Source organism: Dietzia massiliensis (genome assembly GCF_018390595.1).
Taxonomy (GTDB): Bacteria; Actinomycetota; Actinomycetes; order Mycobacteriales; family Mycobacteriaceae; genus Dietzia; species Dietzia massiliensis.
Window position 1 is genome coordinate 3004 of the sequence record NZ_JAHBAV010000032.1, and the last position, 19593, is coordinate 22596.

The 19593-nt window shown below is 71.2% G+C and carries 19 protein-coding genes, 1 tRNA gene and 1 riboswitch; all 20 genes read right to left on the minus strand.

Translation table 11 applies throughout. From position 1 onward, the window contains the following. Nucleotides 1-72: 72 nt before the first annotated feature. The 20 genes from KHA85_RS10170 to KHA85_RS10265 all read right to left on the minus strand — a co-directional run bounded on the left by KHA85_RS10170 (nt 73) and on the right by KHA85_RS10265 (nt 19590). Nucleotides 73-921, minus strand: a complete 849-nt coding sequence (locus KHA85_RS10170; RefSeq protein ID WP_061228824.1) for an alpha/beta fold hydrolase — start codon at nt 919-921, stop codon at nt 73-75. A 9-nt stretch (nt 922-930) separates the two neighbouring features. Beyond that, on the minus strand, nt 931-1734 hold the full coding sequence (locus KHA85_RS10175) for an 8-oxoguanine DNA glycosylase OGG fold protein (protein WP_061228825.1): 804 nt from the start codon (nt 1732-1734) through the stop codon (nt 931-933). Between the two features lie 63 nt (nt 1735-1797). Then, a complete protein-coding gene (gene gcvP / locus KHA85_RS10180; protein ID WP_213185704.1) occupies nt 1798-4674 on the minus strand; it encodes an aminomethyl-transferring glycine dehydrogenase in 2877 nt (958 codons plus the stop codon). A 177-nt stretch (nt 4675-4851) separates the two neighbouring features. Further along, nucleotides 4852-4948, minus strand: a riboswitch (glycine riboswitch). Between the two features lie 34 nt (nt 4949-4982). After that, entirely contained in the window at nt 4983-5624 is a 642-nt protein-coding gene (locus KHA85_RS10185; protein ID WP_213185705.1) for a MerR family transcriptional regulator, read from the minus strand. A 237-nt stretch (nt 5625-5861) separates the two neighbouring features. Continuing rightward, nucleotides 5862-6362 carry a bifunctional nuclease family protein gene (locus KHA85_RS10190; RefSeq protein ID WP_061228849.1) on the minus strand — a complete coding sequence of 167 codons (501 nt, stop codon included), beginning with the start codon at nt 6360-6362 and terminating at the stop codon, nt 5862-5864. A gap of 79 nt (nt 6363-6441) precedes the next feature. Beyond that, on the minus strand, nt 6442-7179 hold the full coding sequence (gene ftsR / locus KHA85_RS10195; RefSeq protein ID WP_213185706.1) for a transcriptional regulator FtsR: 738 nt from the start codon (nt 7177-7179) through the stop codon (nt 6442-6444). Next, nucleotides 7176-7595 (minus strand): glycogen accumulation regulator GarA, encoded by a 420-nt coding sequence (garA, locus tag KHA85_RS10200; RefSeq protein ID WP_213185725.1) that lies wholly within the window; start codon nt 7593-7595, stop codon nt 7176-7178. The genes ftsR and garA overlap by 4 nt, the downstream gene beginning before the upstream one ends. 122 nt (nt 7596-7717) lie before the next feature. Further along, nucleotides 7718-8122: a glycine cleavage system protein GcvH gene (gene gcvH, locus KHA85_RS10205; RefSeq protein ID WP_007629037.1), complete on the minus strand. Its 405-nt coding sequence runs from the start codon at nt 8120-8122 to the stop codon at nt 7718-7720. Nucleotides 8123-8169: 47 nt separating this feature from the next. After that, nucleotides 8170-8934 carry a CDP-alcohol phosphatidyltransferase family protein gene (locus tag KHA85_RS10210; protein ID WP_213185707.1) on the minus strand — a complete coding sequence of 255 codons (765 nt, stop codon included), beginning with the start codon at nt 8932-8934 and terminating at the stop codon, nt 8170-8172. Further along, nucleotides 8931-11198 (minus strand): accessory Sec system translocase SecA2, encoded by a 2268-nt coding sequence (gene secA2, locus KHA85_RS10215; RefSeq protein ID WP_236885496.1) that lies wholly within the window; start codon nt 11196-11198, stop codon nt 8931-8933. The genes KHA85_RS10210 and secA2 overlap by 4 nt, the downstream gene beginning before the upstream one ends. Before the next feature lie 117 nt (nt 11199-11315). Then, entirely contained in the window at nt 11316-12455 is a 1140-nt protein-coding gene (locus tag KHA85_RS10220; protein WP_213185709.1) for a hypothetical protein, read from the minus strand. A gap of 107 nt (nt 12456-12562) precedes the next feature. Next, nucleotides 12563-14164 (minus strand): polyamine aminopropyltransferase, encoded by a 1602-nt coding sequence (locus tag KHA85_RS10225; protein WP_213185726.1) that lies wholly within the window; start codon nt 14162-14164, stop codon nt 12563-12565. 22 nt (nt 14165-14186) lie between these two features. Next, nucleotides 14187-14639: a DUF350 domain-containing protein gene (locus KHA85_RS10230; RefSeq protein WP_213185710.1), complete on the minus strand. Its 453-nt coding sequence runs from the start codon at nt 14637-14639 to the stop codon at nt 14187-14189. Between the two features lie 44 nt (nt 14640-14683). After that, on the minus strand, nt 14684-15103 hold the full coding sequence (locus KHA85_RS10235; RefSeq protein ID WP_007629043.1) for a DUF4247 domain-containing protein: 420 nt from the start codon (nt 15101-15103) through the stop codon (nt 14684-14686). Continuing rightward, nucleotides 15100-15678 carry a DUF2617 family protein gene (locus KHA85_RS10240; RefSeq protein WP_213185711.1) on the minus strand — a complete coding sequence of 193 codons (579 nt, stop codon included), beginning with the start codon at nt 15676-15678 and terminating at the stop codon, nt 15100-15102. Before KHA85_RS10240 ends, KHA85_RS10235 begins: the two co-directional genes overlap by 4 nt. Beyond that, nucleotides 15675-16301 (minus strand): DUF4178 domain-containing protein, encoded by a 627-nt coding sequence (locus KHA85_RS10245; protein WP_213185712.1) that lies wholly within the window; start codon nt 16299-16301, stop codon nt 15675-15677. Before KHA85_RS10245 ends, KHA85_RS10240 begins: the two co-directional genes overlap by 4 nt. Before the next feature lie 177 nt (nt 16302-16478). After that, nucleotides 16479-16552: transfer RNA gene (locus tag KHA85_RS10250), tRNA-Pro, on the minus strand. 73 nt (nt 16553-16625) lie between these two features. Next, nucleotides 16626-18092, minus strand: a complete 1467-nt coding sequence (der, locus tag KHA85_RS10255; RefSeq protein ID WP_007629046.1) for a ribosome biogenesis GTPase Der — start codon at nt 18090-18092, stop codon at nt 16626-16628. After that, nucleotides 18089-18835: a (d)CMP kinase gene (gene cmk / locus KHA85_RS10260; protein ID WP_213185713.1), complete on the minus strand. Its 747-nt coding sequence runs from the start codon at nt 18833-18835 to the stop codon at nt 18089-18091. The genes der and cmk overlap by 4 nt, the downstream gene beginning before the upstream one ends. After that, nucleotides 18832-19590: a pseudouridine synthase gene (locus tag KHA85_RS10265; protein WP_213185714.1), complete on the minus strand. Its 759-nt coding sequence runs from the start codon at nt 19588-19590 to the stop codon at nt 18832-18834. Before KHA85_RS10265 ends, cmk begins: the two co-directional genes overlap by 4 nt. Between the last annotated feature and the right edge of the window lie 3 nt (nt 19591-19593).

Consider the following 19593-nt stretch of genomic DNA (forward strand, 5'->3'; position numbering starts at 1 on the left):
AGTTGCCCCGCAACCAGTCCGGCAAGTTGCTCAAGCGCGAACTCCGGCAGGGGTGAGCCGGGCGGGCGGCGGTCAGCCGAGCCGTTCCAGGACCTCGCGCGCGACCAGCGCGGGGTCCTCCTCGGGCAGCCAGTGGCCCCGGTCGGTGAGCGGGACGAACCGGTACTCCCCCGTCATCCTGGCCGCCGTCGCCTCGGCCCCGCTCCGCGCGATCGCCGGATCCTGCCCGCCCCACAGATAGGTGGTGGGGACGGAGACGTCGGGCAGCTCGTAGCGTCTCATCGCGCGGTACCAGTTGAGCGCTCCCGTCAGGGCGGACCGGTCCCCGAGCACCTCGAGGTGTCGGCCCACGAGATCGTCCGGGACCTGCCCGTCGAACATGGCGCGCAGGCGGCGGGCCCCGCCTTCGAGCAGCACGTCCTCGGCCTTGCCCTCCTGCCGGAACAGTCCGAAGTAGGCCGACCGCGCCTGCTGGTCGGGATCGGACTTGATCGCGTGGCCGAACGCCCCGAGATGCGGCACGGAGATGGCCGTGAGGCTCGCGACCCGGCTCGCGTGGTGGGCGGCCAGCCACCACGCGACGCACGCGCCCCAGTCGTGCCCGAGGACGTGCCCGCGCTCCAGTCCGAAGCGGTCCATCACCGCCAGCGCGTCGTCGGCCAGGTGCTCGATCGCGTACGCATCGACGCCTTCCGGCCGGGCATCGGGTGAGTACCCGCGCTGCATCGGGGCGATCACCCGCACGCCCTGCCCGGCGAGACTCTCCGCGACACCCTTCCACTCCCACGCCGATTCGGGGAAACCGTGCAGTGCCAGCACCGTGCGCGCCGGCTCCTCGGCCGGCGCCCCGCCGTTCCCCTCCCAGACCAGCACGTCGAGCGCGCCGACCGGGACGTCCACTGAGACTGTGCGTGGTTCCATACGCCGACCCTAACCGGTCCGGGGCTCACCGCGGGCGACTTCCCGGGCGCGCCGTTCGTTCCAGTCGTGGACCAGCCACATCTCCACTACCAGCGGATCGACCGCGGCCTCGCTCGCCCACGTGGCGACCACGTCGAGGTAACGCTGGTAGCGCCGGGGCGTCAGCCGCGCGGAGGACTCGATCTCGGTCCACCCGGCGTGCACCAGAGTCCCGATCCCGGCGGGGTCGACCGGCACGATGCTCTCCGCAGACCACGCCATGCCCAATGAGGACAGGTAGAGCGAGGCGAGCGGATACCCCAGGTCCGGGACGCCGCGGCCCGCGCCCCCGGGCGCGCCGTGACGCAGCAGGTTCATGGCCTCCACCGGCGCGTCGAGCCAGTCCACGACCTCGTGCAGCACCAGGGGAAAACCATGGGGTGACACCGAACGCCACCCGGCACGGTCCCTGGCGGGGACACGGAAGTCGGGTAGCCCCCGCCTCACGCCGGACCGCAGCGGGTGGGCGGATAGCCAGGCCGCGCACATGTAGAGCGTCACCACGGATTCCTCCAGGCTACCGCGGGCGCGGCGGCCCGCCGCCCACAGATCACTCCTGCGCAGGTAGCCCGACCCGGACTGCACGATCCCGCCGTCGGGCCCTCCCGCGACGAGACGAAGGTCGATCCCCCTCTCCGCGAGCCGGAGGTTCCAGCGGTCGAGGTCGATCTCCACGTATTCGTCCGCCACGAGCAGGGCGGGCGGCTGGGCGCGGCACCAGTCGAGACAGTCCGCGGGTAGTTCGGGCGCGAGGCGGGGTCCGGTCGTGGTCATGCCCCGCACGGTGTCATACGGGTACGACACTTCCCGGACCCCGAGCCCGGCCGCGGCCGCCGCTCAGTCCTGCGCGAACGCCTCGAGGGGCGGGCAGGAGCAGACGAGGTTCCGGTCTCCGTGCGCGCCGTCGATCCGGCGGACGGCGGGCCAGACCTTCGGCCGCCAGGCCGAACCGAGGGGATAGCCGGCGACACTGCGCGGGTACGCGTGGTCCCACTCGTCGGTGGAGACGCTCTCGGCCGTGTGGGGCGCACCGCGCAGCGGGTTGTCCTCCACGGTCCACTCGCCGGCGGCGACGCGGTCGATCTCTCCGCGGATGGCCGCCATCGCCTCGCAGAAGGCGTCCAGCTCGGCCAAGTCCTCGCTCTCCGTCGGCTCCACCATCAGGGTGTTGGGCACCGGGAAGCTCATGGTGGGCGCGTGGAACCCGTAGTCGGCCAGCCTCTTGGCGACGTCGTCGATCAAGATGCCGACCGAGTCGATGAGCGGACGCAGGTCGAGGATGCACTCGTGCGCGACCCAGCCCCCCTCGCCGGAGTACAGGACCGGGAATTGCTCGCCGATGCGTCGGGCCAGGTAGTTGGCGCTCGCTATCGCGGTCAGCGTGGCCGTGCGCAGGCCGTCTGCGCCCATCATCCGGATGTAGGCCCAGGTGATCGGCAAGATCGACGCGGAGCCGAAGGCCGCCGCCGAGACCGCGCCGCCCGAGCCCAGCCCGGACTCGTGCGGATGGCCGGGGAGGAACTCGCGCAGGTGCTCGGCTACAGCCACCGGACCGACGCCCGGTCCGCCGCCACCGTGCGGGATGCAAAAGGTCTTGTGCAGGTTCAGGTGGCTCACGTCCCCGCCGAACCGGCCCGGACGCGCGACGCCCACGAGCGCGTTGAGGTTCGCGCCGTCGATGTAGACCTGGCCGCCCGCGTCGTGGACGATCGCGCAGATGTCCTCGATGTCGTGCTCGTACACGCCGTGGGTCGACGGGTAGGTGATCATGATCGCCGCCAGTTCGGCACCGTGCTTGTCCACCTTCGCCCGCAGGTCGTCGACGTCCACGTCGCCGTTCTCACGGCAGGCCACCACGACCACCTTCATGCCGGCCATCACGGCCGACGCGGCGTTCGTCCCGTGCGCCGAGGACGGGATGAGGCAGACCGTCCGGTCGTCGTCGCCGCGGGAGCGGTGATACTCGCGGATGGCCAGCAGGCCCGCGTACTCGCCCTGGCTGCCGGCGTTGGGCTGGAGGCTGACGGCGGCGTAACCGGTGATGTCGACCAGCCACTGCTCGACGTCCCCGATCAGCTCACGGATCCCGGCGGTCTGCTCGGCCGGCGCGAAGGGGTGGAGCCGGTTGAACTCCGGCCACGTGATCGGTTCCATCTCGGTGGTGGCGTTGAGCTTCATGGTGCACGAACCGAGCGGGATCATGGTCCGGTCCAGCGCCATGTCCTTGTCGGACAGCGCCCTGAGGTATCGCAGCATGGCCGTCTCGGTGCGGTAGCGGACGAACGCCTCGTGCTGCAGGAACTCGCTCGTGCGGTCACCGTGGGTCGGGTCGACCGTGATCTCGGTAGGGGCGGCGTCGGCACCGAACGCGTCGAGGACGATCCCCACGTGCTCGGCCGTGGTGGCCTCGTCACACGAGACGGACACCGTGTCGTCGTCGACCTTCCACAGGTTCACGCCGCGCGCGGCGGCAGCGCCGAGCACCTCGTCGGCGCGGCCCGGCACGCGGGCGCGGACGGTGTCGAAGAACGCGTCGTGCAGCACCTCCACCCCGGCGGCGCGGAGTCCGTCGGCGAGCGCGGCGGCATGGGCGTGGACGCGCCGGGCTATGGCCGTGAGGCCCTCCGCGCCGTGGTAGGAGGCGTACATCGCGGCGAGAACGGCCAGCAGGACCTGCGCGGTGCAGATGTTGGACGTGGCCTTCTCGCGACGGATGTGCTGCTCCCGCGTCTGCAGGGCCAGTCGGTAGGCGACGTGCCCGTCCTCGTCCGTCGAGACACCGACCAGCCGGCCGGGGAGGTTCCGTGCGTGCGCGGAGCGACACGCCAGGAACCCGGCGTGGGGCCCGCCGAAGCCCATGGGGACGCCGAACCGCTGCGTGGTGCCGAAGCACGCGTCCGCGCCCTTCTCCCCCGCCGGTGTGTGGACCGTCGCGGCCAGCAGGTCGACGCCCGCGGCGACCATGACGCCGCGCTCGTGGCACTGCTCGATGAGGGGCGCCACGTCGGCGACGCGGCCGGAGGCGCCGGGGGTCTGGACCAGGGCACCGAAGAACTCACCGTCCGGGAGCCCGTCGTCGACGAGGTTCGCCGTGACCAGTTCGATGCCGAGGGGCTCGGCCCGGGTGGCGAGGATCGCCGCGGTCTGGGGGAAGATGTCGGCGTCGACGGCGAAGCGGGGGCTCTTGGACGAGCGGTTGGCCCGTCGCAGCATCGTCATGGCCTCGGCCGCGGCGGTCCCCTCGTCGAGCATGGAGGCGTTGGCCATGTCCATGCCCGTCAGGTCCGAGACCATCGTCTGGAAGTTCAGCAGCGCCTCGAGACGGCCCTGGCTGATCTCCGGCTGGTACGGGGTGTAGCCGGTGTACCAGGCCGGGCTCTCGATGATGTTCCGGATCAGCACCGGCGGCGTGAGGGTGTCGTAGTAGCCCTGCCCGATCATGGACACCGCGACGGTGTTGCGGTCTGCCAGCGCCCGCAGCGCCGCGAGGGTGTCGGCTTCCGACAGCGGCTCCGGGAGTGCGTTGATGCCTGCCGCCCTTCCGTCGGAGCCGACCTCGTCGAGGATGACAGAGGGGACGGCGCGCTCGGCGAGCTCGTCCAGGGAGCCGACGCCGATGGTGTCCAGGATCCGCGCGAGTCCGTCGGCATCGGGGCCCAGATGGCGGGCGACGAACTCGCCTCCGGTCCGGGCGGTGTAGGGGGTCGTCGTCACAGGTGCTCCTCAGGTGGCGGGGCCGCCCGGACAGGCGGCCTGCGGGCCGGTGCTCCCTCTCCGCTCTGTCCCCTGCCGGGCGGGTGCCGGCGCCTGAGAGATTCGCGGGGCCCTCACGACGGAACCCCGCTTTCCCCGTGGGCGGGTGGTCTGTTCCACCGCTCTCCAGAGGCGTTCGACGACCGCACGGTCCGGGTGCCTGAGAGATTCTCGGAGAGGAGTTGCTCCTTCGGCGCCCGCGGCCATGGCCGCGGAGCTCTCCCGTGGGACGCGTGAACGCACCGCCGAGTCTAGACGACGACGGCCGACTAGCCGGTACGGCGTGAGGCGCGGGCCCGGCGGCGAGCGGCGAGCTCGTCCTCCACGGGCGCGACGATGTCGTCCTCGGACACCGTCTCCGCGGGGAACTCGGAGATCGAGCCGGCGAGCTCACGCATCGCGCCACCGATCCCGATGCCGAACACCCCCTGGCCGCCCTGGAGCAGGTCGAAGACCTCCTCCTTGGACGTGCACTCGAATACGGTCCGGCCGTCGGAGAACAGGGTGATGGTGGCCAGGTCCTCCACACCCCGCGACCGGATCTGATCGACGGCCTTGCGGATGTTCTGCAGGGAGATCCCGGTGTCCAGCAGCTGCTTGACGATCTTGAGGACCAGGATGTCCTTGAACGAGTAGAGGCGCTGGCTGCCCGATCCGGCGGCGTTCCGGATCGACGGCACGACGAGGTCGGTGCGTGCCCAGTAGTCGAGCTGACGGTAGGTGATACCGGCGATCTGGCACGCGATGGGCACCCGGTACCCGCTGGTGCCGTCCGGGATCCCGTCGTCGGGGAACAGTCCGGGCTGCACCTCGCCGAAGGACGCCTGCGTCCCCTCGACGGCGTCACCGAAGAGGCTCGGCGTGTTCGGTACGGCGTCGGACGGCTCCGAGACCCGGGTGTGGTCGGCCACGATTGCTCCCTCAAGCTGCGGGTGCCGCCTCGTTCGGGGCGGCACGGTACCGGGACGAGACCCGGATCCTGGACGCGTGAACACCATCGGTGTAGTTCACTGGGGGCAACGCTATGCCCGCCGCGGTCCACTATCAATAGGACACGCGGTAAACCTCAACCTCAAGTTGAACTTTAGGCTCATTCGTCACCTGCGAGTTGGTGCAGCAGTGACTGGAGGGACCGCCGAATCCGCTGCTCAGGAGGTGGATCCGCCGGGATTCTCGGCCGGCCCGCCGCCTCCGAGGAAGTCGTCCGGGCTCACCTGGTCCAGGAACTCACGGAAGGCCTCGACCTCTTCCTCGCCCTGCTCGACGAGCGAGATGCCGACCTCGTCGAGCACCTCGGGACTGACCAGGACGGGCGAGGCCGTGCGGAGCGCGACAGCGACCGCGTCGGACGGGCGCGCCGACACACGGGTGTTCGCGAACACCAGTTCCGCGAAGAACGTCCCCTCCGACACCCCGATGATCTCGACCTTCTCCAGAGGGTGGGAGAACGTCTCGAGAAGCGTGGCCAGCAGGTCGTGGGTCAACGGCCTGCTCGGCTGGACCCCCTGCTGCTGGAGACTGATCGCCGCGGCCTCGGACGCGCCGATCCAGATCGGCACGTACCGCCCACCGTCCTTCTCGTGCAGGATCAGTACGGGCGCGTACTCCGGCTCCTCGAAACGGATACCGACGACGTCGACCTCTCGCATGTTCTTCCCCATGTTCTCCGCCTCTCCCACGTCACCAGCGTAGCCCTGATCCGGTTCGGCGCGAGCGGACGCGGGGCCCTCAGGGCTCCAGTGCGTGCCTCACGGCCACGGTCACCAGGGTCGAGTGCAACGACACCGACAGTGCGGCGATCTCCCGCGCCAGCTCGGCGGCCCGGTCCCGGGCGTCCGCGTCGCCCTGGCGGGCTACCGGGCCGGCGATCTGGGTGATCAGCCCGGTCTGACGATCGGCCGCGGTCCTGAAGCTCCGCAGGTGGCGTACGTCCACCCCGTGGGTGGCGAGATCGTGCGCGGTGCGGGCGATGAGGACCGCCTCGGGATCATAGAACCCACCGGGCCCCGCGGCGATCAGGCCGGCGTCGACGAGAGCGTCCACGAGCCCGGCGTTGACGCCGGACTGTTCGATGACGTTCTCCCGGGTGAGACGCTTGACGGTGTCGCTGCGGAAATCGTCCGGCGTCGACCCGGGCACGCCGTCTGCGCCGGGCCGCGGCCGGAGCGCCGTGGTCGACCCGTCGGCGATCGCCGCGTCGAGGGCGTCGAGCTCCTGGCGGATCACCTTCAACGGCAGGTACCTGTCGCGCTGGGCGGTCAGGACGTACCGCAGGCGCTCCCGATCCTCGACGCTGAAGCGCCGGTAACCGCTCGCCGTGCGCTCAGGGGTGACCAGCCCCTCGTTCTCGAGGAACCGGACCTTCGACACCGTGAGGTCCGGGAACTCCGGACTCAGAAGTGCGATGACACCTCCGATGGAGAGGAACTCCTCCTCTTTCGGGGCGCCCTGTCCGGCGGCTGTCACTGCTCGGGCGTACCCGTCAGGAACACCAGGCGGAACTTGCCGATCTGGACCTCGTCACCATTGGACAGCGACGCGGAGTCGACGGGCTCACGGTTGACATAGGTGCCGTTGAGCGAGCCCACGTCGACGACGGTGAAGGTCTCGCCCTCGCTGCGGAACTCCGCATGCCGACGGCTCACGGTCACGTCATCGAGGAAGATGTCGCTGTCCGGATGACGACCGGCGGAGGTGGTGCTCTGGTCGAGAAGGAACCGCGAACCCGCGTTGGGGCCGCGCTTGACGACGAGCAGGGCCTGCCCCTCGGGGAGGCCCTCGACACCCGTCACCGCGGAATCGGACTGCGCCGACTGCTGATCGGACTCGTTGAGGAGTTCGGCACGGAACACGGAGGTGGTCTCGGCGGTCGCCTCGGGCATGTTCTTGTTCTCGGTCACGTTGGTCTCTCCTCGTCCGAGCCCGTCAGCGGGCTCACCGTACGGTGCAGTTGATTCTATGTCGGAGTCGTCGCCCGCGGGGTCCGGGGGCGTCGGCGATCCGCTCAGCTCTCCGTGATCTTCGCGTACCCGTCCGAGTCCAGCGTCTGCTCGAGCTGGGCCTCAAGGTCCTCGACATCGGCGATCTCGAGAACGACGATCCATCCCTCCCCGTACGGGTCGGAGTTGACCAGCTCGGGGGACGTCTCGAGCGCGGTGTTCACCTCGACGACCTTGCCGCTGAGCGGCGCGTACAGGTCGGAGACGCTCTTGGGTGACTCGACCTCGCCGAAGGGCTCGCCCGACTCCGTCTCTCCCCCGACGTCGGGCAGCTGGACGAACACGATGTCGCCGAGCTTCGACTGCGCGTACTCGGTGATGCCGATACGGACCCGGGTATCCGACACCCGCTCCACCCACTCGTGCTCATCGGTGTACCGGAGCTGGTCGGGGATGTTCTGATCGCTCACTGACGCGCCCTTCTCGAGTGGCTCACTACGGATTCCATCTGGCGACATTACACACCGTCACGCCGACCCACAGCAGCCGATCGCGCCCGGCGGAGGGGAACCGCGCGGACGATGTTCAGTGCCTGCCACAGGTAGATGCCACCGCTCCAGACGTACAGACCGACACCCCAGTAGAGGCATGCCTCACCGACGATCTGGAAGCCCTCGCCACCGGGCACGCCCGCGTGGCCGGCCAACAGCAGCGGGAACGACCAGAACAGCGCGAACGTCGCCGCCTTGCCGAGGTACGTGACCTCCGGGTCGAGGCCGCGCCGGCGGTAGACCGGCAGGGTTGCCACCAGCAGCAGGTCGCGGGCGACGAGGACGACGACGATCCACGCGGGTATGAATCCCGCCAGCGCGAACGTGACCGGGACGGCCGCCACGAGGATCCTGTCGGCGATGGGGTCGAGCCGCTCACCCCACGTCGAGCGCATGTTCCACAGTCGCGCGATCTTGCCGTCCAGCCAGTCGGAGACGACCAGGACGCCGAGGAGCCAGAGAGCCACCATCGCGTCGTCCCACACGAGGATGCTGACGATCAGCACGGGGATCAGGGCGATCCGCCCCAGCGAGATCGCGTTGGGCAGGGTCCAGAAGCGATCGCTGACCCGCGGGTCACGCGGGGGACTCTCGGGTCCCAGGCCGGGCGGGACCGCCGCGGACAGGTGCCCGCCCCGCGGCGGCGGGATGCGGGCGCCCAGGACCCGGCCCTCGCCGGTCCGCCACTCCCTCAGGTCGGTCTCGCGCCTCCCCTCGCGTGCCGCGCTCATCGGAACGTCGACATCATCCCGGAGAAGACGCTCCCGCCGGCAGCCATCGGGTTGTCGTGCACCATGTACGTCCAGGTCGACGTGGGGCGGGCCATCGAATTGGCCTCCAGATCGACTCCGTCGGCGGTGAACTCGATCTCCGCGAACGTGGCCTCCGACTCGCGGACCGCGTCCGCCGCGAGATCGCGGAAGTGGTCGATGGCGATGCGGTGGAACTCGTCGAGGGGGTTCTCCCGGCCGAGGGCGCGGAGGTGGATCGACTCGCGGACGTCGTTCATCGTCTCCAGGTGACGAGCCCAGCCACGGTCGAGGTGCCACAGCATGATCTCGCGGCACCCCCGGACCACCGCGTCGCGACCGTGTGCCTCCACCAGCCGCGCACTCCGCTCGGGATCGTGCGCGGTGAGCTCCTCGAACGCCTTCTCCGTCCGGAGCAGGGCGCTCCTGCGCTCGGCGAGGATGTCGCGCTGCTCGGCGAGGAGCCGACTGTACCGCCAGGTGTTGGCGTGGATCTCCAGCATCTGCCCCTCGGTGACCCGCTGCGCGTGGTCGACGGCGTCCCGCCCCCGGTTGCCCTTGAGCAGTCCGGTGATCCTGTCATGGGCGGTGGGGATCTTCTCGGGCTCGAGCGCCGACGTCACCACCGGATCGTCCATCGCCGCGAAGAAGACCGAACTACCCGGATCGCCCTGACGCCCGGCCCGACCCCGCAGCTGGTTGTCCAGCCGCTCGGTGCGGTGCCGGCCCGTGCCCACGACGTGGAGTCCGCCGAGCGCGACGACCTCGTCGCGCCGGGCCTCGTCGGATCCGCCGAGCCGGATGTCCGTCCCGCGACCGGCCATTTGCGTGGAGACGGTGACGTGCCCGACGTCGCCCGCCTCCGCGATGATGGACGCCTCCTCCTCGTCGTTCTTGGCGTTGAGGACCGAGCACCGGACGCCCTTCTCCGCGAGCCGGGCGGCCAACGCCTCGGACTCGGCCACGTCGTGGGTGCCGACCAGCACCGGCTGCCCGGTGGCGTGGACGGCGGCGATGTGCTCGACCAGCGCGCGGTTCTTGCTGTCGTTGTCGATGTAGGTGCGGTCGGCCTCGTCGACACGGATGTTGGGCGTGTTCGGCTCGATCTGGGACACCCCGAGGGAGTAGAACTCGCGCAGCTGCGCACCCGCGGCCAGCGCGGTGCCGGTCATGCCGCACACCTTGTCGTATCGGCCGATGAACGCCTGGACCGTGAGGCTGTCGAGGATCTGTCCCGCCTCGGAGACCGCGACGCCCTCCTTGGCCTCCACCGCGGCCTGGAGCCCGTCCGGCCACCGCTGGAGTTCGGCCACGCGTCCGCGGGAGGCGTTGACGAGCTGGACCCGGCCCTCGCGGACGATGTAGTCGACGTCCCTGCGCAACAGGAAGCACGCGTGCAGGGCGACGTTGACCTGGACCAGGGTCGTGCCGACGTGGTCCGCGTCGTAGAGGTCCTCGATCCCGAGTTCGGTCTCGATGGCCTCCGCCCCGTCGTCGGTGAGGAAGATGTTGCGACGCTCTGAATCCGTCTCGTAGTGGCGGCCGGGTCGTAGCTTTCGCACCGCCGCCAGGACCTCCCCCGTCGGCGCCTCACCGGACGTGGATCCCGCGAGCACCAGGGGAACCAACGCCTCGTCGACCAGGACGGAGTCCGCCTCGTCCACGAGGGCGACGTCGGTGGTCGGCGAGATGAGGTCGGCGGGATCGGTCACGAGCTGCTCGCGCAGGACGTCGAACCCGATCTCGGACACCGAACCGTAGGTGACGTCGCAGGCATAGGCCTCGCGGCGCTCGTCACGCGTCGACGACTCCGTGACGTGGCCGACCGACAGGCCCAGCAGCTCGAGCATCGGTCCCATCCACCGGGCGTCGCGGGCCGCGAGGTAGTCGTTGACCGAGATGACGTGAACGGTGTGTCCCTGCAGTGCGTACCCGGCCGCCGCCACGGCGCCGGACAGCGTCTTGCCCTCACCTGTGGCCATCTCCACGACGTCGCCGGCGAACATCCGGAGAGCGCCCTGGAGCTGTACGTCGAACGGGCGTAGGCCGACGGCCCGGCCGGCCGCCTCCCTCGCCAGGGCGAGGAACCGCGCGAGATCCTCCGGCGCGTCACCGAAGAGGCGCAGGCCGTGGGCGGCGTCCGCGAACTCGCCGTCGTCCAGTCCCGCCGCCCAGTCGTCGAACCCGTGCGAGGCCTCGACCGCGCTCTGGGCGCGCGACGTGTCGCGTCCCTGGGTGGAGCCCATCAGCTTCCAGAAGCGGTTGGCCAGTCCCACGCGTGGAGTCCTTCCCGGTCACGAACAGTTGCCCCCACCGTACGCAGGGCCCGGCACCGTCGGGGCCGCGGCCCGCCGGTCGCCGCATCAGCGATCGGGGTCGATCTGCCCCCGTAGTCGGCGCATGGCCTCGGTCGAGAGCATCCGGTCCCCCGCGCGCGCCGCGAGGTGCTCGGCCGCGAGGTCGGCGGGCGTCGGGCGGTGGGCTGCGGTCGGGGACCGGACGCCGTTGTCGCGGGCGATTCCGGCGAGCCTCTCCGCCTCGGCCACCGCGGTCTCGGCGCGGGTCTCCACCGACTCGACGAGCTCACGGAACGCGACCGCGCGATCGACCACCTCGGCCCACACCCCGTCGATGGAGGCGCCGAGTCCGGTCAGCGTGGTGAAGCCGTCGCGAGCCGCAGGCACACCCGCCGAGGCGGAGGCCTCGCGCAGTCGGCACAGATCACCCGCGAGTCCCACGACCTCGGTCTCGGCGTCGAACTGCAGGCGGATCTCCTCCACCGCGCGTCCGCCCCGGCCGTACGCCCGTTGTAGCCGGTCGTAGAGCCCGCCCACCTCCATCAACATCGCGGTGTACATCTCCGGGATCCGGCGACGGTCCGCGCGGATCCGTGGCAGCGACGGCAGCGACGCGACCGCGTTCTGCACGCGCTGCGGCAGCACCACCCGGCCCATCTCGCGCTGGCCGTAGGCCGCGGCGACCGTGCCCAGTTCGCCGAGCGTTCGGGGCACCAGGGGCACCGGCGCCATGGTCGGCGTCGAGGCCAGCGCGTCGAAGAGTCGCCCGCGGTCATCGGTGTCCAGATGCACGCCGCGGCGGCGGTCGGCGCGGATGTCCTTGACCCGGAACGCCCACACCCCGGTCCCCCGGGTGAAGCCCGTGCGCATCACCAGGTATCTGCGGTCGAGGTCGGCCAGGCGGGTGCGTAGGGCCATCCGCAGCATCGACGGCGCGGGGCTGTCGATCGTCCTCCTCAGATCGTGCCGTTGCTCCTCGATGATGCGCACCTGGTGGAAACCACCGACCGTGGGGAACGCGAGGTTGCGGTGGAGCCGGGCCAGCACCACATCGCAGATCCGCGGTTCGACGAGGCCGCAGGCGACGAGCAGCGCCGACCGATCGGACAGCTCGGCGACCGGTGGTCGGCCCTCGCCCCGGCACATGAGGTCGACATCGGACACGATCCGGTCCCGTGCGGTCCGTGGCCCGCGCTCATCCGCCATGTGCCCCTCCTCGCCCGTGCCCACTCTGTCGGCCCGCCTTCACCGGGGTACAACGGTCGGGCCGTGTCCCGTGTTCCCCCGCGGGCCGCGTGTCGGCGCCGCGTCGGTCACCGTTCATAGCCCCGTCGGGCGTCGTCGAGGATCCGCGGCCGGTCGAGTGTGGAGGGCTCGAGCCGCATCGGCGCCACGTCGCGCCCGAAACGGCCGGCGGCCTCGAGGGTTCCGGGGTCGAGGAACCTCAGACCGCCGACGTCGGGGCGTAGCCGGAGATCCGGGGCGTCACCGTCGGCCGACGCCAGGACGAAGCCCCAGTCCCCGAACGTCGGGACGTGGACGTGATACGGGGTCGTCCCCCACCCGGCCGAGCCCACCGTCGCCACCGTGCGCCAGAACTGCCTCGGCGTGGAGTACGGGCTGCCCGACTGGACGACCATCAGACCGTCCTCACCGGTCACCCCGCGCACGAGGCCGTAGAACTCCTCGGAATACAGGCGGGTCAGCGCGGCGTTGCGCGGGTCGGGCAGATCCACGAGCACCGCCCCGAATCCTCCCGGTGGCACCGCGCCGTCGCCGCCCCGGCGCAGCCACGCGAAGGCATCGTCCACCACGACCTCCACACGCGGGTCGTCGAGGGAGCCCCTGTTGTCCGGGAGCAGTTCGGTGCGGGCGATCTCGAGGACTGCCGGGTCGAGTTCGACCTGGACCACGCGCCGGACCCCGGGCACGGCCAGGAGGTCTCTGGCCGCCAGTCCGTCGCCGCCCCCGAGCACCAGCACCTCGCCGGGCCGGTTGGCCATGGCGGGCTGGACCAGCGCCTCGGTGTACCGGTACTCGTCGAGACTCGAGTACTGGAGGGTGCCGTCGAGGTAGAGCCGTCGGTCGGTGCGGCCGTTGTACCGCGCCCGCGTGACGACGATCTCCTGGTAGGCGGACTGGGTGTGGGAGAGCACCGGGTCCGGGTAGAGCTTGGCCCGCGACCATTCGGTGACGCCGTCGAGAGCGACGAGCAGCGTCCCCAGCAGGGCCGCGACCACGGCGAGTGACAGGCCCGCGACGACGGCCTGGGGCCGGGACAGCAGACCGCGCAGCGCGAGTACGAGCAACACGGTCGCCGCGGCGACGTTGACCAGTCCCGTGATGGCGGCGGCCTGCTGCATCCCGAACGACGGCAGGAGTAGGAACGGCCACAGCAGCCCGCCGACGAGCGCCCCCAGGTAGTCGGCGGCGTTGAGATCGGCCAGCACCCGTCCGGCCTCGGCCGACCCGGTCCGCCGGCCGGTCTGCAGCAACGACATGAGCAGCGGGACCTCCGCGCCCACCAGCATGCCGATCGCGGCCGTGGCCACCACGAGCGTGAACAACGACGCCGCGTCCGACCCGAGGGTCGTGAAGGTCACGTAGAGGGCTGTCGCCGACACCCCGCCGACGAGTCCGAGCGTGGCCTCGACGGCGATGAAGCTCGACGCCGCGCGCTCGACGAACGGCTTGGCCAGCAACGCGCCGAGGCCGAGGGCCGCGACGTACCCGGCCACCACGAGACTCGTGGCGACGATCCCGCCGCCCTGGACCGTGGTCGCGAGCGTGAGGAGGGCGAGTTCGTAGATGAGCCCGCAGGCGGCGCACGCGGCGACGGAGGCCAGGACGACCGGGCGCCACCACCGGCCGGCGCGCGACGCGGGCTGTCCGGCGTGGTCCGCCCCGGTCGGCACGGTGGCCGCCGTGCCGACCTCGTCAGGCAATGGCGGCCGCGTTCACGGCGGCGACGGCGAGGAGCGTGGCGGCGACGGCGAGCGCGGCGGTGCTGAACCGCGGCGCGCTGACGAGGTCCCGGAACCTGCCGGGGACCAGCAGTTCCAGGATCACCAGGGTGACAGCCTGGAAGATCACCCCGAGCAGGCCGTAGACGGCGACGTCGATCAGCCCCAGGACCAGGGAGTCCGAAGCGTTGGTCATGACGGTGACGACGATGATCGCGAGGGAGATAGCCGAGGCGGCGAACAGCGCGGCGGCGTTGGGGCGGTGGTCGACGAAGACGTGGTGGCGCAGGTTGCCGGGCGTCAGCAGGTCGAGCATGACGAAGCCGAGCGCCAGGACCAGGGCGCCGACGCCGAAGTAGGCCAGCGACACCCCTATCCCGTCCAGGAGTTCGGGTACGTGGTCGGCCGGTCCGGCGGCGATGATCACCGTGTCTCCTTGGGGGTTCGGTTCGTGGGTGGGCGTTTCGTGGGTCACTTCGCGCCGACCCCGCCAGAGCTCCCCCCGGCGGACCGGGCCGGGCTGCCTGGCCCGAAGGCGCCGCCGAGGAAGATGAAGCCTCCGGAACGGAGCGTGCGGGAGTTCTCGTCGAGTTGGACGCGGCAGGCGAGATCGCCGGACCGGCCGATGACGATCATGTCGTCCCCGTACCGCAGGTACCGGGTGTCCTCGTTCAGCTGGTCGGCGTCCGGCCGTTCGTGGTCGCTGATGTCCTTCGCCGTGGCGTCCCGGTCGCCCCGGCACTCGTAGGTCTGGGAGGCACCGGCGACCGGGGTGTAGTTCTCCCGCACGTAGCGCACGGCGTTCTGGCCGGCCCCCACCAGCACGAGGCCCAGCAGGACCGCGCACAGTCCGGCGACGAGCGCGATGATCCACCCGCGATAGCGCTTCACGAGGCCACCTCCACCGGCGCGCCCAGCCCGGTGACGTCCACACGGGACGTGGTGGCGACGACGTCACCACCACCGTCTCCGGCGGAATCCTCGCCCGTCGGGTAGAGGTGCCAGGTATCCCATGACCAGCCCGTGTCCTCCGGGGTGGGGGCCACCACCGTGAGCGCCCCCTCGGAGCCCGGGAACCGTCCCGCGAGCACGGTCGGCTCCGTCGCCGCGAGCGCGGTCAGACGATCCACCAGTTCTCCGAAGGCGTCGGCGGAGAGCGTCTCGGTGGCCCCGCGCAGGTGGTGAACGCCCCACGGGCCGGGGCAGGACACCTCGGCCGGCAACGGCGCGCCCCCGGCGGTCGTCGCGCGGCAGGACACCTCCTCGGTCATCGCGTCGCGTCCGTCGATCACCAGGGTGACGGCGTGAGACGCGCCGAGGATCGACAGGCGTAGAGCGATGTCGTGCACCGGGTGCTCGAGGATGGTCGAGACGAGGGCGTCCCGCTCGGGCGCCACGCCGACCCGGTAGCCGAGCGCCGCGGCCGCCACGTCGCTCGGTTCCGCGGCGAGATCGTGCACGGTCACCGCCTGTAGTCCGGGTCGCCGGCCGCGGGGGGCGCCGGGTAGACGGTCAGCTCGCCCCGGGACATCGGACGACCGGACGAGACCTCCCAGCCCGCCCCGTCCCAGTTCTCGAACGACAGCAGCGAACTGCCGTCCCCGGTCCGCATGTCCTGGTAGCGCATCCGGCCGCGCTCGGGCAGGCCGGTGGTGCCCTCGCACGAATACTCCGCCTCGCCCGACTCCTCGAGTCGATGGACACGGTCGTCGACGATCACCTCGGCTCCGGGGCTGACGCCGAGGCCCTTCCGGGTGGTCCACCAGGTCAGCTCGAGGGTTCCCTCGTCCTCCTCGACACCGAGCCACTGCGCACCGTCCCCGCCCTCGAGGAGGTGCTCCCACCAGACGTACGGGCCCTGGCGCAGGGTGATCGATCCGCGCACCACGTAGTCGATACCGCCGTAGGCGACGATCGCGCCGGGGCCGAGCTCGCGCGGCCCGAAGCCGTGGACCGGCTGGTCGGCGGCGAGCGGGTCGCGGCGGGGCGCGGCCGTAGCGGGCCTCTTCCCGCCCCGGGCCTTGGCGATGATCCCGATGATCGCGATCACCGCGACCACGAGCCCCACTATGACGAGTAGCTCTCCCACCGCGCATCCACTCCTGGATCGATGACTGACGGTCGACCCGGGCCGCCGCTTCGTGACGAGGAAAGGCTAACCCACTCGGCTCCGTGGGAGGCGCCCGGTTCCCGCGCGGCGACTCCGCTTGTCCGAAATGGACTCAGGGCCGGCTCCCCTCTCGGGAAACCGGCCCTGATCCTCGTGTCGGGCTGACAGGATTTGAACCTGCGACCCCTTGACCCCCAGTCAAGTGCGCTACCAAGCTGCGCCACAGCCCGTAACCGTCTCCGCGGCTCGCGCGGCGACTGGATCAGACTAGCGCACCCACTCGCCCGTACCGAAATCGCCTGGTCACTTGCGCTGTCGACGCTCCTTGACGCGGACGTTGACCCGCACCGGGGACCCGTCGAAACCGAACGTCTCACGCAGTCGACGCTCGAGGAACCGGCGGTAGCCGGCCTCGAGGAAACCCGTGGAGAAGAACACGAACGTCGGCGGCCGGGTGGTGGCCTGCGTGCAGAACCGGATGCGCGGCAGACGCCCGCCGCGCATGGGCGGCGGCGTCGCCGCGACGACCTCGTTCATCCAGGTGTTGAGCGGCCCGGTGGGGATCCGCTTGTCCCACGAGTCGAGCGCGGTCTCCATCGCCGGCACCAGCTTCGCCAGCGCGCGGCCCGTCTTGGCGGAGATGTTGACACGGTGCGCCCAGGAGAGCACCCGTGACAGCTCGCGGTCGATCTCCTTGTCCAGGTCGTAGCGGCGGTCCTCGTCGACGAGATCCCACTTGTTGAACGCGATCACCAGCGCGCGCCCGGCGTCGGCGACCATGGAGATCACCCGCAGGTCCTGCTCGGTGATGGGCTCGGAGGCGTCGAGGAGCAGCACCACGACCTCGGCGGCCTCGATCGCACCACGGGTGCGCAGCGAGGCGTAGTACTCGTGCCCGTAGGCCTGGTTGACCTTGCGCCGCAGCCCGGCCGTGTCGACGAACCGCCACGTGCGGCCCCCGAGCTCGACCAGCGAGTCGACGGGGTCGACCGTGGTGCCGGCGACGTTGTCGACCACGGCGCGGTCCTCGCCCGTGAGCTTGTTGAGCAGGCTCGACTTGCCCACGTTGGGCTTGCCCACCAGGGCCACCCGGCGCGGCACGTCGGCCGCCTCGCGCATCCTCGCCTTGGAGGGCAGCTGCCTCAGGATCTCGTCGAGCAGGTCGGCGGTGCCGCGCCCGTGTGCCGCGGAGATGGCGTAGGGCTGGTCGAGGCCGAGGCCCCAGAACTCGGCGGCCTCGAGCTCGGCCTTGTCGCTGTCGACCTTGTTGACGGCGAGGATCACCGGGGTGTCGGAGCGGCGCAGACTCCTGGCCACCGTCTCGTCGGCCGCGGTGATCCCCACGGTGCCGTCACAGACCAGCACGATGAGGTCGGCGGTCCCCATGGCGATCTCGGCCTGCTGGGCGATCGAGCGGTGCATGCCCTTGGCGTCCTGCTCCCAGCCGCCGGTGTCCTGGACCATGAAGGTCCGGCCGTTCCACAGCGCCTCGTAGGAGACGCGGTCGCGCGTGACGCCCGGGACATCCTCGACCACGGCCTCGCGGCGGCCGATGATCCGGTTGACCAGGGTGGACTTGCCGACGTTGGGGCGACCGACGATCGCGACGGTGGGGAGGATCTCCACGCCTTCGGTCACCGCCCCGATCTCGTCGGCGAACTCCGCGGCGACCGCGTCCCAGTCGGTGTCGTCGTTCCAGGCGTCCTCGACGGTCTCCTCGCCGGGGCCGGTCGGCAGGTCGAAGTCGGTGGTGTCCTCGTTGCTCGTCACTGTGCGTTCCCTTCTGCGGTGGCGCCGTGCGACGCGTGGGTGCCCTCGGCGAGCGCGACCAACCGGTCGAGCACCTCGTCGAGGGTGAGGTCGGAGGTGTCGATGACGACCGCGTCGGCGGCCGGCCGCAGCGGGCTCGCGGCGCGCGTGGAGTCCTTGCGGTCGCGCTCGATGACGGCGGCGAGCACCTCGTCGTAGTCGGCCGCGCGTCCGGCGGCCCGGTCCTGGTCGGTACGGCGGCGCGCGCGGACCTCCGGGCTGGCGGTGAGGTAGATCTTCACCTCGGCGTCCGGCAGGACGACGGTGCCGATGTCCCGGCCCTCGAGGACGACCGTGCCGCCGTCGGACGCCAGGCGCCGTTGGAGCCGGACGAGGTTCTCGCGCACCTCGGGCACGGCGGAGACCGCGGAGACGGCCGCGGTGACGCGGGCGGTGCGGATCTCCTCGCTCACGTCCTCGCCGCCGAGCAGGACGCACTCGGCGCCGGCGTCGGTGCCGATCTCCAGGAGGAGATCCGCGGTCGCGGCGATGACGGCGGCGGAGTCCTCGGGGTCGATCCCGGCGCGCAGGACCTGCAGGGTGGCGACCCGGTACATGGCGCCGGTGTCGAGGTAGGCACCGCCGAGCCGGCGCGCCAGCGTCCGGGCGAGCGTGGACTTACCGGTACCGGCCGGCCCGTCGATGGCGATACGGCGACGCGGCGCGGGCCCCGTCGCGGAGGCGGAGGCGGGAACGGCGCTCACAGGCCCACCGCCTCGTAGAGGTCGGAGACCTCTTTGCGGTTGAGCTTGCGGAAGGTGCCCGCGCGCTGGTCGCCGAGCGCGACCGAGCCGAAGCGGGTCCGGACGAGTGACTCGACCGGGTGGCCGACCTCGGCGAGCAGCCGACGGACGATGTGCTTGCGCCCCTCGTGGAGCACGACCTTGACCAGCGACCGCCCGTCGTGCACGTCGAGGAGCGAGAACTGGTCGACCTTCGCCGGACCGTCCTCGAGCTCGACGCCCTCGCGCAGCTGCTTGCCGATGCCCTTGCCGACCACGCCGGTGACGGTCGCCATGTACGTCTTGGACACCTCGTACGACGGGTGCATGAGGCGGTGCGCCAGCTCGCCGTCGTTGGTCACCAGGAGCAGGCCCTCGGTGTCGGCGTCGAGGCGGCCGACGTGGAACAGGCGCTGCCCCGCGTCGATGCGGTCGGCCACGAGGTCGCCCACGCAGGGCCGACCCATCTCGTCGGACATGGTCGTGTGGTACCCGCGGGGCTTGTTGAGCGCGAGGTGCACGAGGGTGTCGTCGAGCACGATGCGGGTGCCGTCGACGCGGATCACGGCGGTGGCGGGATCGACCTTGACGCCCATCTCGCGCACGATTTTCCCGTCGACCTCCACCCGCCCGCGGGCGATGAGCTCCTCGGAGGCCCGGCGGGAGGCGACCCCGGCCTGCGCCAGGATCTTCTGCAGGCGGACCGGTGCGCCGTCTCGGCCAGCGGATTCAGTCATGGG

Coding starts and splice junctions, on each gene's coding strand:
- KHA85_RS10170 (WP_061228824.1), bottom strand. CDS start 921: ATGGAACCACGCACAGTCTCAGTGGACGTCCCGGTCGGCGCGCTCGAC.
- KHA85_RS10175 (WP_061228825.1), bottom strand. CDS start 1,734: ATGACCACGACCGGACCCCGCCTCGCGCCCGAACTACCCGCGGACTGT.
- KHA85_RS10190 (WP_061228849.1), bottom strand. CDS start 6,362: ATGCGAGAGGTCGACGTCGTCGGTATCCGTTTCGAGGAGCCGGAGTAC.
- garA (WP_213185725.1), bottom strand. CDS start 7,595: ATGCCCGAGGCGACCGCCGAGACCACCTCCGTGTTCCGTGCCGAACTC.
- KHA85_RS10210 (WP_213185707.1), bottom strand. CDS start 8,934: ATGAGCGCGGCACGCGAGGGGAGGCGCGAGACCGACCTGAGGGAGTGG.
- secA2 (WP_236885496.1), bottom strand. CDS start 11,198: ATGGGCTCCACCCAGGGACGCGACACGTCGCGCGCCCAGAGCGCGGTC.
- KHA85_RS10220 (WP_213185709.1), bottom strand. CDS start 12,455: ATGGCGGATGAGCGCGGGCCACGGACCGCACGGGACCGGATCGTGTCC.
- KHA85_RS10265 (WP_213185714.1), bottom strand. CDS start 19,590: ATGACTGAATCCGCTGGCCGAGACGGCGCACCGGTCCGCCTGCAGAAG.